Origin of the sequence: Mumia spirodelae, assembly GCF_050632745.1 — a bacterium.
Taxonomy (GTDB): domain Bacteria; phylum Actinomycetota; class Actinomycetes; order Propionibacteriales; family Nocardioidaceae; genus Mumia.
In genome coordinates this window covers 37,718-51,024 of record NZ_JBODSD010000002.1, presented here as the reverse complement: position 1 = coordinate 51,024, position 13,307 = coordinate 37,718, and the positions used below count along the sequence as shown (strand labels likewise).

At 70.6% G+C, this 13,307-nt stretch carries 12 protein-coding genes; 3 read left to right on the top strand and 9 right to left on the bottom strand.

The annotated features are described in order from the left end of the window. Positions 1-363: 363 nt before the first annotated feature. The gene (locus ACQSSQ_RS09575) at positions 364-1,224 is read left to right on the top strand and encodes a COG1361 family protein (RefSeq protein WP_431326844.1); all 861 of its coding nucleotides are present in this window, start codon (positions 364-366) and stop codon (positions 1,222-1,224) included. A gap of 263 nt (positions 1,225-1,487) precedes the next feature. Continuing rightward, the gene (locus ACQSSQ_RS09570; RefSeq protein ID WP_431326843.1) at positions 1,488-1,886 is read left to right on the top strand and encodes a hypothetical protein; all 399 of its coding nucleotides are present in this window, start codon (positions 1,488-1,490) and stop codon (positions 1,884-1,886) included. Positions 1,887-1,976: 90 nt separating this feature from the next. Here the strand turns inward: ACQSSQ_RS09570 and ACQSSQ_RS09565 are convergent, their stop codons facing one another. From ACQSSQ_RS09565 to ACQSSQ_RS09550, 4 genes are all read right to left on the bottom strand, one after another. Beyond that, a complete protein-coding gene (locus tag ACQSSQ_RS09565) occupies positions 1,977-3,026 on the bottom strand; it encodes a hypothetical protein (RefSeq protein ID WP_431326842.1) in 1,050 nt (349 codons plus the stop codon). A 288-nt stretch (positions 3,027-3,314) separates the two neighbouring features. Next, complete coding sequence (locus ACQSSQ_RS09560; protein ID WP_431326841.1) at positions 3,315-3,968, bottom strand: LuxR C-terminal-related transcriptional regulator; 654 nt, start codon at positions 3,966-3,968, stop codon at positions 3,315-3,317. Positions 3,969-4,077: 109 nt separating this feature from the next. Then, a complete protein-coding gene (locus ACQSSQ_RS09555) occupies positions 4,078-5,199 on the bottom strand; it encodes a hypothetical protein (protein ID WP_431326840.1) in 1,122 nt (373 codons plus the stop codon). Positions 5,200-5,593: 394 nt separating this feature from the next. Next, positions 5,594-6,430 (bottom strand): class II glutamine amidotransferase, encoded by an 837-nt coding sequence (locus ACQSSQ_RS09550; RefSeq protein WP_431326839.1) that lies wholly within the window; start codon positions 6,428-6,430, stop codon positions 5,594-5,596. A 143-nt stretch (positions 6,431-6,573) separates the two neighbouring features. Between ACQSSQ_RS09550 and ACQSSQ_RS09545 the strand changes: the two genes are divergently transcribed. Next, positions 6,574-6,915 carry a hypothetical protein gene (locus ACQSSQ_RS09545; protein ID WP_431326838.1) on the top strand — a complete coding sequence of 114 codons (342 nt, stop codon included), beginning with the start codon at positions 6,574-6,576 and terminating at the stop codon, positions 6,913-6,915. 39 nt (positions 6,916-6,954) lie between these two features. On the opposite strand, the gene ACQSSQ_RS09540 is transcribed toward ACQSSQ_RS09545, so the two are convergent. From ACQSSQ_RS09540 to ACQSSQ_RS09520, 5 genes are read right to left on the bottom strand one after another with little or no spacing between them, the layout of a single operon-like run. Then, positions 6,955-7,545, bottom strand: a complete 591-nt coding sequence (locus ACQSSQ_RS09540; protein ID WP_431326837.1) for a hypothetical protein — start codon at positions 7,543-7,545, stop codon at positions 6,955-6,957. A 56-nt stretch (positions 7,546-7,601) separates the two neighbouring features. After that, positions 7,602-8,498, bottom strand: a complete 897-nt coding sequence (locus tag ACQSSQ_RS09535) for an aldose 1-epimerase family protein (RefSeq protein WP_431326836.1) — start codon at positions 8,496-8,498, stop codon at positions 7,602-7,604. After that, entirely contained in the window at positions 8,495-10,048 is a 1,554-nt protein-coding gene (locus ACQSSQ_RS09530; RefSeq protein ID WP_431326835.1) for a GMC family oxidoreductase, read from the bottom strand. Before ACQSSQ_RS09530 ends, ACQSSQ_RS09535 begins: the two co-directional genes overlap by 4 nt. 11 nt (positions 10,049-10,059) lie before the next feature. Further along, complete coding sequence (locus ACQSSQ_RS09525) at positions 10,060-11,400, bottom strand: NAD(P)/FAD-dependent oxidoreductase (RefSeq protein WP_431326834.1); 1,341 nt, start codon at positions 11,398-11,400, stop codon at positions 10,060-10,062. Then, positions 11,397-13,259 (bottom strand): glycoside hydrolase family 15 protein, encoded by a 1,863-nt coding sequence (locus ACQSSQ_RS09520; RefSeq protein ID WP_431326833.1) that lies wholly within the window; start codon positions 13,257-13,259, stop codon positions 11,397-11,399. Before ACQSSQ_RS09520 ends, ACQSSQ_RS09525 begins: the two co-directional genes overlap by 4 nt. Positions 13,260-13,307: the final 48 nt, after the last annotated feature.

Here is a 13,307-nt window from a genome sequence, read left to right as displayed (position 1 = left end):
TGCTCCGCGCGGCGGCAAGGCGCACGAGCGCAGGTACATGGCGGGCGAACCGCACGGCGGCATCTGCTGGGTACCGAGTCCTGAGGACACATGCCGCCTGGCATCCGCTAGCAACCGATGGCAACCGAAGGTGTCAGATCCCCGGAATTCCGGGCTTCTTGCTGTCTTTCCGGGCGTCCAAGGGCGTCGGGAATCGTATTCAAGTCCCCCCTCGGACACACAAAGACGGGCCCTCCGACACTGCACCACTGTCGGAGGGCCTGTTCGCGTCCAGGCCCCGGGGGTGGGGTCGAGGCCGGCAGCGGCTCCTGGAGTCCGCGGATCCGCTACGGTGTCCGCAGATTTCGCGGCTTGGAGGTTGTCATGAGGCTCGGGTTCATGCGCGGTGTCGCGCTCGTCGGCGCTGCGGTGCTCACCGCGGGGGTGTTCGCGGGCGCGACGCCGGCGGCAGCTGCGACACCGGCGGGCACCGTGATCGCCAAGGCGGCAACGCTCGCGACGTATACCGGGGCCGTGCCCGCCGGGACCGCGACCGTCACCAGCATCACGGTCCGCCAGGACCTCCAGCGCAGCACGCTGACGGTGGCGGCGCGGTGGAGCGCCGGCACCGTCCCGAAGACGGTCGTCGTCGGACTCGGACGGTGGAACGGCACCGAATGCAGCGTGGACGGCGATGACGGGGCGCACGCCTATGCGGGCGACATCGGCCAGGAGCGTGGATTCCGTGTCTACATCCCCTTCTCCGGTGATCCGGTGGCGGGACAGGCCACCTGGACAACGCGGTCGGTGACCGCGTCCTTGCGTGACACCCGGATCGCGTCACGGGTGTGGACCTGCGCGGTCGCCGCACACCGAGGAGCGAACAGCGCTGACCTCCAGCTCTTCTCGCCCGTCAGCCTGGCCCCGGTGCGGGCGACGCCGCGGCTGTCGGTGAAGGCACCGAAGAAGCGCGTCGTGCGCGGCGGAGCCTGGGCCGAGGTCAAGGTGACCGTCCGCAACTCGGGGACGGGGACGGCGAGCCGCGTCCGCGTACGCGCCGCAGGCAGCAAACGCATCAAGGTCAAGGGCCCCAACGTGCGTTCGTACGGACCGGTGGTCGAAGGCACGCGAGAGACGAAGGTCTTCAAGGTGCGCGTCACCCGGAAGGGCCGGCACAAGGTGACGTTGACGGTGCGCAGCGGGGCGACGACGCTCAAGCGTACGGTCGTCGTCGTCCGTCGCTGAGCCGTGGCGAGACGAGCGGAGATCCGGGACGGCGACTCCCCCCGGGCAGCGATCGGGTTCGAGCGGGCCACTTGGCCCCACGATGACGAGGTGTGTTGATGCGAGGTCGCGCGGCCGTCACAAGTCTGGTTCTGTCGCTCGTGATGCTCGCGGGCTGCGGCGAGGATGACGCCGCTGCCCCGGCGCGGGAGCCCACCTCGTCGCCGACGACACCGACGTCGCAGGCCTCCGCACTACCGACGGTCACGCCGGCTACGGGCCCGGTGATCGGTGACGACCTCCTCCAGATCAACCTCATGGAGGGCATCGACTGGCGCATGGTCGACGCCGACGCCGCCGTGAAGCGGATCGATGCCGGGATCGTTGCCGTCTCTGTCGGCTCGCTGCTGGACGCGAACGCCGTCGACCTCGACCCGTACGCCGAGAGCTGGGAGGAGACCTATCGCTCGGACGGGCACCAGACACGGCGACTGGAGAACCGTGACGTCGCCGGCGTGGAGTCGTGGGTCATCGAGGCGCGCAGGGGCGAGACGCGCTCGTACATGGTGGGCGGCGGGCGGTCCGGCTACGCCTGGGACATCACGTTCGACGTCCCGGTGAACCTGGCCGAGGCGGACGACTACATCGACTCGATGCTGGCCAGCGTCGCCTGGAAGATCTGAGCCACGCTGCCCCATCGTCGACACGCGTGAAGGGGCCCCCGGCCAGGCAGAATCTGCCAGGCCGGGGGCCCCTTCTCGCGGCGCCGCTGCTCAGAGCGTCGCGGCGGTCAGGACCTTGGTGACACCGTTGTAGGTCACGAGAACCTTCGGCGTCCCGTCGTCGGTGATCGCGCCGTACCCGACCGGGTCGATCGCGGTGATCGCACCCGGCGTGACCTCACCGTCGGAGATCGCACCGTCGGTCACCGGTCCGTCCGTCACGTCGCCGTCCGTGATCGCGCCGTCCGTGATCGCGCCGGGGGTGATCACGTCGCTGATCTGCGTGATCTTGTCGGCGTTGGTCGAGCGCAGGCAGTCGTCGGGGTTCTCGCCCGGCACGACGTTCTCCCACGTGCCCCACTCGACGACGGACACCGGCTCCCACGTGTACGCGTCCGAGAACGCGTAGTCACCCGCGAAAGAGGCGGCACCGAACTCGTACGCACCGAAGTGGTAGTCACCGAACTCCCACGCGCCGAGCTCCGGCGCCTCCCAGACCTGAGGTCCGACCGTGGAGTAGCTCGTGGTCCCTGTGAAGCCCTTGAGGTTGAAGCCGGTGTACTGGCCGGTCTTCTTGTCGGTGACGTTCAGGTCGGACGCGAGACTGCCGACCTGCTTCCCGGACTGGACACCCGTACGGACACCGTCCCGCTCCCCGGCGCGAACACCCTCGCGGACGCCGACTCGGACGCCTTCACGGGCACCGGTGCGCTCGCCGCCCCGAACGCCCTCACGATGGAAGGTCTTGGTGCCGCTGCCGTTGGTGAACGTGCAGGTGAGGTCCTGCGTGACGGTCTGGGTCGCGGACTGGCTGGCGAGCTGCGTGAGCGCCATGGTGCCGTCCTGGGTGCCCGCCTGTGTGCCGGTCTGCCGCACGTCCTGGGTGAGCTCCTGGACCGTGGGCTGCTCGGCCTTGAAGGTGAAGGCCTTCGCGTCGACGGCCTTCTGCATCGCGGCGTTGTTCAGGTTGTACGCCGACTGGACCTCACCCTTGCCGACGAAGCCCTTGCCGTCGGTGTCGATGGTGAAGGCCTGGGCGGTGCCGACCGTGAGGGTGAGGGCAGTCAGGGTGAGCCCCGCGATCGTGGTGGTGCGCTTCATGCTTGTCTCTCTGGTTGACGGACTCGTGGGGGATGTGGCTGACACCGCTCCAGGACGTGTCCTGCAGCGGTGCCAGCGTGGTGAAGAGACCGCGATCGAACCGCGAGTGTCCGCACCGTCCCGGTTCCCTCCCCTCCCCCGACACGGGAGAAGAACCGGTTACCCCCAGTTGACCAGCGTCGTGTCGTCGTCTCTGCTGACGACGAGCACCGACATCGCGCGCCGGTGTCACCGATCGGCGATGACACCTGTCACCACGGAGGCCGCGACCGGCACCCCCGTGCGCGCTCAGACGGCGGTGTGACCGGTGAGCTCGCGCCTCGCAGCGAGCGCGATGACCTGCCCGCGGCCGTCGATCTCGAGCTTGCGAAGCAGCCGCGAGACGTAGTTGCGGACCGTGCCGGGAGAAAGGTGCAGGCGTTGCGCGATCTCCCGGTTCGACAGTCCCTCGCCGACCAGGGCGAACAGCTCGCGTTCCAGCGGCGTGAGGCTCGCGAGGGGATCCGGCGGTGACGCGGCGTGCTCGAGGCTCAGGACGCTCATCAGCGTGCGCGTGGTCAGCACCATCTGCCCCGTGGCGGCCGTCTGGATCGCTCGGACGAGCTCCCGCACGTCGACGGTGTGGATGAGCACTCCCGCGACACCCGCGTTGAGTGCCGCGGAGACGAACTCCGGGCTGGGATACAGGCCGAGGAGGAGGACCTGGACGTCCGGCACAGCAGCGCGGAGCAGCCGGGTCATCTCGATGGAGTCCGGGTCGCGCATGTGCGCGCCGGCGAGCACGACGTCCGGTCGCACCGCGGCAGCTCGGGACACGCCCCCCGAGGAGCTTCCGGCCTCGCCGACCACCGTGATCTCGTCGTAGGCGTCCAGCTCGCGCGCCAACGACTCACGGATCGCCGCTGCGGGCGAGACCATGAACAGCCGGACAGGGACGTGCACAGGACAAATCTTGGCACGAGAGGCTCACCCCAGCGCCTCTCGTGCGCCCTCACCCGCCAGGTCGGGTGAGGGCGACTCCTGACGATCAGAATGCGCACTCGCCGCTGGATCACGATCCCGGCACGAGGCGCCGGAGCTGCCCGGGGACCTCGCCCGGGAAGAAGGGTCGTCTGGTGTGCGTCGAGTACGCCGTGGCGTACAGGACGTTCCCGCGCGCCGTCAGGGAGCCCGGATCCGGCACGGACCACTGGGGCACGCCCGATCCTGCGCGGGCCTGGCGGACGATGCCGTCCTGCTCGACGGCGATCCATACGCGACCGTCTGCCGTCGCCGTCGCGGACTGCACCCGGGGCAGGCCGACGTGGCGCGCGACCAGACGCCCGGTCGTCGTCAGCTCGTCCACCCGTGCTTCCATCCCTCCCAGCTCGCCCACCACCACGTAGACGTGCCCGTCCGCGCCGAGCGACATCGACTGGGGCATCTGCCGGTTGGCGGGGTCGCCCAGCTGCGCCGGTCGGTACCAGACTCCCAGGCGACCCTGGCGGTACCTCAGGACGACGCCGGCGCTCTCGTCGAGGAAGAGGACCTTGCGGCGCAGCGCCACCAGGTCGGTCGGCTCGCTGACCTCTTGGGCTCCCAGGAGACCGTGACGGCGGCCGAAAGCGGTCGGTCGGGCAACGACGCGGATGCGGCCGGCCTTCGTCCCGCGGACGAGCTTGCCGTTGAACCGGCGGACCGATCCCGAGGACACCTGCTCCCACGCCTTGCTCGAGATCGTCGCGAACAGGCGGCCCTGGGGGGTCCTGTCGACGCCGTTGATGCCGAACGTCAACGAGTTGGAGGCCTCACGTGTCGACGGCAGCCGGTCCAGCACTCGCGCGCGGCGCCGTCCGAGAGCACCCATCGTGGTCGCGCGGCCGGTCAGACCGCGGCAGAACCCGTCGAGCCCGCCACCGCCCGCCACACGGCAGTTTCCCCCGTCCCACCGTCCGTGCCCGGCTTGGGCGACCAGCAGGCGGCCGGACGCCGTGACGCTGACCTGTCGGGGATTGTCGAGACCTCGCGCGATGACCCTCTGCGAAGGGGCTCGAGCACCCGGGTCCGACGCCTCGCTCGCTGCGTCTGAGCGCGTCGTGGCGCCGGCGCTCGGGCTCGTCAGAGCCGCTCCGAGCATCGCCGTGACGGCGGCAGCGGTGCCCGTCGCGGTCACGAGTGTGCGGTGGATGTGCATGAGGATCCCCCCTCGTCGCCCCCGTCTGGGGATGAAACCGCCTATCCTGCCCGCGCACCCACGAGCGCGTCTGCGGCTTTCGAGCTCACTCGAACGCCGTCCTACGCGGTCGCGGACGTTGCCACAGGCCCTTCCCGTGACCCCAAGTGGGTCAACGATGGCGTTGGAGCGACTGAGCTCGGGAGGCAGCCATGGAGATCACGACATGTCCACAGTGCGGCGCGACGGCGGAGGTGACGTGGCGCTTCGCCGAGGAGAGTACGGACGGGCCCGTGGAGCACGTCCGGGTCAGATGTCTGAACCGTCACTGGTTCATGGGTGCCGCTGACGCGCTGCTCCCGGAGCGGCCGACCCGCCCAGCGATCCGCGCGGTGTCACGCATCGGGTTCCGCCGCTAGCGGTCACCCTGGGCAGGCGAGAACGGGTGGAGCTCCTCCGACCCCCCGCGGATCACGACGTAGCTCGACTCGGGCACCTCGCGCCAGGCACCCCGGAGGTCTCCGAGCGGCTCCGAGACGACGAGCCGTGACTCGTCGGACAGGAGATGGAGGGCGGGGTTGTCCGGGTACTGCCGACGGAGCGTCGCGATGTCGGTGCTGTGGAAGAGCGTCCGCGAACGGCCCTCCGTCGAGTAGCGGAAGGCCCAGGTCGTCTCGCCGTCGGTCGTGGCCACGCTCATCTGCACGGGGAAGTCGATGCCGTGGCGGCGAGCGGTCTCCTCGACCACCCCGACGGCTCTGGCGAGGGCGGCCGGCGGGTCGTCCATCAGTCCGTGGGTCAGCGCGAGGTAGAAGAGCATCTCCGTGTCGGTGGTGCCCTCGATGTGCGGGAACAGCTCGGGCGCCACCGCGAAGGCCAGATCACGCTTGATCGCCGCGTAGCCGTCGATGAACCCGTTGTGCATGAAGAGCCATCGGTCGTGGCGGAACGGGTGGCAGTTGGTCTGCTGGACCGGGGACCCGATCGCCGCCCGGATGTGGGCGAAGACGTGCGAGGCCGCGATGCTGCCCGCGATGTCGCGGAGGTTGCGGTCGTTCCAGGCCGGCTCGGTGCTGCGGAAGACTCCCGGCGTGTCGCGCACGCCGTACCAGCCGACGCCGAAGCCGTCGCCGTTGGTGGTCTCGGCGCCCATCGTCGCGTGCATGCTCTGGACGATCAGCGAGTGCTCGGGCCGGTAGAGCAGGTCCTCGAGGAGGACCGGCGATCCGGAGTACGCAAGCCAGCGGCACATCTGTCCGTCCCCCCTCGGTGCTCCCGGGACCTCCATCCAACCGCACATGATCCCGCTCGTCAGGGCGTTGTGCGGGCAGCAGACCACCGACACCGCCGCTCAGACGGATCGGACTGACCCACCCGTCGGCCAGACTGTGCCGGATGAGCATGAGCGGATGGCTGCTCTTCGGCCTGTTGCCCCTCCCGGCGATGGCAGGATTCGTCCTCGGGCTGCTCGTCGCCGCCCTCGACTCGTTCCCGGCCGCCGTCCGAGCGATCTTCGCGACCTTGACCGGCATCCTTGGCGCGGCGTGCCTCTCCGCCGTCGTCGCCTGGGTCCTCCCGGCACACCTCGCGCTCTCGGACAGCGCCTCGGACCGGTACGTCGAACTCTTCAACGCCGGCGTCCACGCGACGATCGCCTATGCGATGGTCTTGAGCGTGGTGTGCATCGCGCTCCTCGGCGCCGCAGGGCTCGCGAGCGCGACGCGACGCGCGCGCTGACCGAACCGGCGTGCGCGCGGACGGTCGCGGCCGCAGAGGTCAGGCTCTCTCGGGGCAGCGCGAGCCGTCTTCCTCGCACACCACGAGTCCGTAGCGGATGTGCACCTCGTGGGTCCGCCCGCCCGATCGATAACGGACGTCGAAGCCGCGGGTGCGTGCGACACCAGCGATCGTCTTGTCGATCTGCACCACGAGCTCAGGAATCTCGTCACCGTCGTCGCACGTGGCCGACAGCTCGGTCGTGGCGGGTCGGCCACGCAGGTTCTCGGCGAGGGTCTTGCGGCGCTTCGTGATGGTCGACTCGCTGCCGCCGCCTGGCGTGGGGACCCACGCGACCAGGGCGAAGTCGGTGACGGTCAGGCCGCCCGTCGCGCTGGTCGCGACGACGTCGGTGACCGTGACACGTCCCGGCGACTCGAGGCACAGCGAGCTGAGGGAGAAGGAGAACGTCGAAGGTCCTGCCACGTACGTCGCCAGGGTTGCGGACCCCTCGCCGTCGAAGTCCTCGATTCGAGGGCCGGCCGTGAAGAGGGCGTACGCAGTCGCGGTGATCACCACTGCTGACAGGGCGGCGATGACGGCGACGACCGCCGTACGCCGGCGCCACCGGCGTCGCGGTGCTGCGTCCACGAGGGACCGCCCTTCTCCTCGACCCGCCCCGACTCGGCGCGCACGTCGGACGAACCCTAGCGGGTCGACGCGTCGCGGATGCCCCACGAGCCCTGCCAGGTCGCGCCCGGCTCCAGCGTGACGAGGTCGATGCCGGTCCGGAGGGCCTCCGGCGGGCACGTCATGGGCTCGACGGCGACGGCCATGCGGTGCCGCTCGGGCCTCGCGACCGCGTCCGCGGTGTAGACCATCAGGTAGCGGAACGCCCCGTCGACCCACAGCTCCACGGCCGCACCGTTGGCCGGGTCCTCCAGGCGGGCGACCGCGCAACCGTCAGCGCCGCGCACGAGGGACCCGAAGGCGTTGTCGAGCCGGGTGGACCCGAGGTGGCGCGGGGTCCGGAAGTCGTGGTCCCACGAGGCGTCGGCGGTCGCCGGGACGGTGAGCATGAGACCGTCGATCGGGCGCCGCCCCAACGTCAGGTAGGGGTGGAAGCCGACACCGAAGGGTGCGGCCTCGACGTCGGCGTTCCGCGCGTCGAGCGTCACCCGCAGTCCCGCTGCGTCCAGCGCGTACGTGATCTCCAGGTCGAGGTGCCATTCGTACCCGGGCTGCGGACGGACGGTGCAGCGCAGCGTGACCGACGACGCGGTGTGCTCGACGCAGGTCCAGTCGAGCCATCGGACGAGCCCGTGGATCGCGTCGTGACGGCTGAGCTCGTTCAGCGGTGCCTGGCACTCGCGCCTGCCGAACGTGTACTTCCCGTCGGTGAGCCGGTTGGGCCACGGAGCCAGCACCTGCCCGCGCCCGTCGGAGGCGCGTTCGTCGACCCCGAAGCCGTCGATCGCGCTGCGGCCGGCGAACCGCAGGCGACGCAGCGTCGCCCCCACTTGGGTGACGGTGGCCTCGCTGGTGCCGTGGCTGATCTCGTACTGCTCCCCCGACGGCGGCGTACGACCGTGGTCCCCGCTCACGCGAGCCGTGCCAGCAGGTGGTCGCCGACGCGGAGCGCGTTCGCCATCGCGGTGAGCGCGGGGTTCACGGCACCGATGCTGGGGAAGAAGCTCGTGTCGACGACGTACAGGTTGTCGACCTCGTGCGCCCTGCAGTCGGTGTCCAGCACCGAGGTCGCGGGGTCCGTGCCGAAGCGGGTGGTCCCCGCCTGGTGCGCGCATCCCGCGACCGGGACGTCGTTCTTCATGTAGACGTCGCGCGGGACCAGGTGGTGCGGGTGCATGCCGAGATGGCCGAGGTGCTTCGTCACCCGGTGGTAGAGCTGGTCGAGCGGCTCGCGGTTGTTCGGCGTGTAGGTGAGCGTGATGTTGCCGTCGTCGGCCAGCGTCACGCGGTTCGCCGGATCGGGCAGGTCCTCCACCGAGAGCCAGAAGTCGACCGCGTGCTCGGCGACCTCCTCGAGGGCGAAGGTCGGGGCGAGGCGTGTCTCGAGCGGCTTCTCGCCCCGGTACATCGGCGCCGAGGACTTGCCGACCATCTGCACGTTGCCCATCGGGTACGCGAACTCGTCGTCGCCGAAGTAGTAGTCGTTGAGCCCGAGGGTCTTCTGGAAGCGCGTGTCGTTCTTCTCCACCGACACGGCGAGGAAGGCCCGGCTGTTGTGGAACATGTAGTTCCGTCCGACCTGGTCGGAGCCGTTCGCGAGGCCGTTCGGGTGCGCGTCGTTCGCGCTCGACAGCAGCAGCTTCGCGGAGTTCGCGGCGCCGGCGGACAGCACCACGACCGATCCCGTGAACCGTTGCTCCTCGCCGTCGACGTCGGCGACGACGGTCGTGACGGTACGCCCTGACGGGTCCGTCTCGAGGCGTCGCACGTGCGCGTTGCGGACGAGCGTGACGTTGTCGTGCTCGATCGCGGGACGGACGGCGATCACGTCGGCGTCCGACTTGGCGTGCACCAGGCACGCGAAGCCGTCGCACGTCCCGCACCGGATGCACCGGCTGAAGGCGGGGTTCGCCTCGTCGAGCATGATGCCGTTCGGTGAGTGGAACGGGTGCAGGTCGACACGGACCATGTCGTCGAAGAGCTGCTGGATCCGTGGCTCGTGCGAGACGGCCGGGAACGGGTACGGCGCCGAGGCAGGCGGCTCGGTCGGGTCCTCGCCGCGGTTGCCGTGCACCTGGTAGAGCTGCTCCGCCTGCGTGTAGTACGGCTCGAAGACGTCGTAGCCGACCGGCCACGCCGGCGACATCCCCCCGTGGTGGGTGAGCTCGCCGAAGTCGCGCTCGCGCAGGCGATAGAGCGCCGCCCCGTAGAACTTCGTCGCGCCGCCGACGAAGTAGTGGATCTGCGGCTGGAACGCGCGGCCCCGCTCGTCGTACCAGGTGTCGTGCGAGACGTACCGGTTGTCGACGAAGACCGCCGTGGCGTCCCAGTTGTCGGGCTCACGGGGCAACCAGTCCCCGCGTTCGAGAATCAGGATCCGCTTGCCCGAGGGCGCCAGCCGGTGGGCCAGCGTGCCTCCCCCGGCGCCCGAGCCCACGATGACGACGTCGTACTCGTCGGACATGACCGTCCTCCTCAGGGAGTGGCAGGGTTTCCTGCGTCGCGGGCCGCGGTCCGGTCCAGCGAGATGTGAGGGATGTCGTCGCCGTGGTCGGCCCAGGCGAGGCGTTCCGGAGACGTGGTGGCCTCGACGACGGCGGCGTGGTCGCGGTCGAAGTAGTCCCACGCCCAGGTCAGGAACGCGTCGGTCTTGCTGTGCACGCCGCTGAGCAGCATCGCGTGGACGCCGAGCCACGCGGCGAAGGCCAGGGGGCCCTCCATCTCGTGGCGGTGCTTGCCGACCTCGGCGACGGCGGCGTTGCGCCCGATCATCGCCATGATCCCCTTGTCCTTGTAGACGAAGGGCTCCGTCGGCTCCCCGCGCAGGTCGTGGACGACGTTCCGGGCCGCCCAGGCCCCCGACTGCTGCGCGACCGAGCCCAGCTGGGGAAGGACGGCGCCGTCGGGACCGCCGGGGATGTTCGCGACGTCGCCGACGGCGTACGTGCCCGGGTGGTCCGGGATGGAGAGGTCCGGCAGCACGTCGATCCGACCTCCCCGGCCGAGCGTCGGTCCGGCCCCCTCCGCGACGGCTGCCCCGGACTCGCCGCCGCCCCAGACGACGGTCCGCGTCGGGAGGGAGGTGCCGTCGTCGAGGTCCACCCGGTCCGCGTGGACCGCCGCGACTCCGACGCCGAGGCGGATGTCGGCCCCGACCTTGGTCAGCCGGTCGTGCGCGTAGCCGTGGGCCTTGTCGGAGAACGGACCGAGCAGGGCGTCGCCACGGTCGACCAGCGTGATCCGGCCGGGCTCGGCCAGGCGCCCGGTGGCGTGGAGCGCGCGCATCAGCTCCGACAGCGCCCCGGTGGTCTCCACGCCGGTCGGTCCCCCGCCGACGACGACCACGTCGAGCGCCCCGGGCTCCGGTGCCGCCGTGCCGTCCAGCGCACCCTGGAGCAGTCCCTGCAGGTGCAGCCGAAGGCGTTCGGCGTCTGCCACGGAGTAGAGCGGGAACGTGTGCTCGGCGGCACCCGGGACGTGGAAGAAGTTCGGGCGGCTGCCGGCCGCCATCACGAGATGGGAGCCCTCGAGACGGCGACCGTCGGCCAGGGTGAGCATCCTGCCGGCGAGGTCGGCCGCGGCGACGCGCTCGGTGACGACCTCGACACCCTCCGTCTCCTTGAAGATGGTCCGGTGCGGTCGGGCGATGTCCTCGGCGGGCAGCTGCGAGCTCGCCACCTGGTAGAGCAGCGGCTGGAACTGGTGGTAGTCGTTGCGGTCCACCAGCGTCACGGGGACGCCCTCGTCGGCCAGCTGGAGGGCGCAGGCGACGCCGGCGAGGCCGCCGCCGAGCACGAGCACCCGCTCGGAGGTCACAACGACATCTCCTCGCGGCGGTCGGCCATGATGATCCGGGCCGAGGCCTCGATCAGGGCGAGGTGCGAGAACGCCTGAGGGAAGTTGCCGAGGTGGCGAGCGCGGTCGACCTCGAACTCCTCGGCGTACAGGCCGAGCGGCGACGCGATGCGCAGCAGCCGCTCCATGAGGTCGGTGGCCTGCTTCATCTCTCCGACGACCGCGAACGCCGAGACCAGCCAGAACGAGCAGATCAGGAACGTCCCCTCCTTGCCGGACAGCCCGTCGTCGGTCTCCCCGGTGACGTAGCGCAGCACGAAGCCGTTCTCCGTCAGCTCGGTGGCGATGGCGTCGACCGTGGCCTTCATCCGCTCGTCGGTGCCCGGCAGGAACCCGAAGATCGCGGCGAGGAGCGTCGAGGCGTCCAGGGCGTCGGTGTCGTAGTGCTGGCGGAGGACACCCCGGTCGCTGACCCCGTGCGTCAGGATGTCGGTCCGGATCTCCTCCGCGGCGTCGCTCCACGTCTTCTGCAGCGTCAGGTCGTCGCGGATGCCCGCGAGCTTGGCGGCGCGGTCCAGCGCGACCCAGCCCATCAGCTTCGACGACACGTAGTGCTGCGGCGCACCGCGGGCCTCCCAGATGCCCTGGTCAGGCTCCCGCCAGACCGCCATCGCCCGCTCCGCCTGGGACTGGACCAGCGGCCACAGGCGGTACGGGAGCCGCTTGCTGCGCACCGTGTGCAGGAGGAGCGAGTCGAGGACGGCGCCGTACACGTCGTTCTGGCGCTGGTCGAAGGCCCCGTTGCCGATCCGGACCGGCTTCGCGCCCTCGTACCCGGTGAGCTCGTCGCGGGTCGACTCCGTGAGGTCGCGCCGGCCGTCGATGCCGTACATGATCTGCAGACCGCCGTCCGGGTTCGGCTCGAGGTCGGCGATGAACTGCATGAACTCGTCCGCCTCCCAGTCCAGGTTCAGCTGGTGCAGCGCCTGGAGGGTGAAGGTGGCGTCGCGCATCCAGGTGTAGCGGTAGTCCCAGTTGCGCTCGCCGCCCGGCGTCTCCGGCAGCGAGGTGGTGAGTGCGGCGACGGTCGCCCCGGTCGGCATGTAGGTCAGGCCCTTGATCGTGAGGGCCGACCGCTCGATGGGATGGCGCAGCGGGTGGTCCGGCACACGCGCGCCGGCGAGCCAGGTGCGCCAGAACTGGACGGTACGCAGTACCCGATCCGCCGCGTCGTCGACGTCCGCGGGTCCGGCGAAGCCGTCGGCCCACGACATCGCGCAGAATGCCCGCTCGCCCTTGGCGAGCTGGTGGCGGGCCCGCGCGGAGCTGCCCTCGATGCCGATCGCCATGTCCGAGCTCAGCCGGAACGTCTGGCCCGCCCCGGTCGCGTCGGCGGCGTGCCCGTCCGCGCCGACCATCGTCCACGACGCCGGCGCGCGCCCGTAGTCGAACGCCGGCTCGCAGACCAGCTCGACCCTGACCGTGCCCTCGAGGCACTCGACCAGTCGGACGAGGACGTGCTCGGCGTCGTCGTCGGCAGGGGGCCGGGTGTGCGGGGTCACCGTGTCCGGACCGAGGCCCGACCCCATCGTCAGCGCGTCGTGCACCAGCAACCAGCCGGTCGGCGTGTGCCAGGTGGTCGTGAGGACGTTCGTGCCCGGGACGTACGACCGCTGCGTGGGCACGTTGATCCCGTACGGCCCGAAGCGGAACGAGCCGGCGCCGCGGTCGAGGAGGTTGCCGAACAGGCTCGGAGCGTCGAAGGCCGGGAGGCACATCCAGTCGACCGACCCGTCGGGAGCGACGAGCGCGCCCGTGTGGCAGTTGGACAGGAAGGCGTAGTCGGCGATCGGCGGGAAGGGTGACGACGACAGGCTCACGGTCCCGACCTCCTTCACGTGGTCACGGGGCAGGACAGACCTCGGGCA

What these genes read in the sequence shown, in the direction of transcription:
- ACQSSQ_RS09575 (WP_431326844.1), top strand. Translation starts at nt 364, where the DNA reads ATGAGGCTCGGGTTCATGCGCGGTGTCGCGCTCGTCGGCGCTGCGGTG.
- ACQSSQ_RS09565 (WP_431326842.1), bottom strand. Translation starts at nt 3,026, where the DNA reads ATGAAGCGCACCACCACGATCGCGGGGCTCACCCTGACTGCCCTCACC.
- ACQSSQ_RS09555 (WP_431326840.1), bottom strand. Translation starts at nt 5,199, where the DNA reads ATGCACATCCACCGCACACTCGTGACCGCGACGGGCACCGCTGCCGCC.
- ACQSSQ_RS09550 (WP_431326839.1), bottom strand. Translation starts at nt 6,430, where the DNA reads ATGTGCCGCTGGCTTGCGTACTCCGGATCGCCGGTCCTCCTCGAGGAC.
- ACQSSQ_RS09545 (WP_431326838.1), top strand. Translation starts at nt 6,574, where the DNA reads ATGAGCATGAGCGGATGGCTGCTCTTCGGCCTGTTGCCCCTCCCGGCG.
- ACQSSQ_RS09530 (WP_431326835.1), bottom strand. Translation starts at nt 10,048, where the DNA reads ATGTCCGACGAGTACGACGTCGTCATCGTGGGCTCGGGCGCCGGGGGA.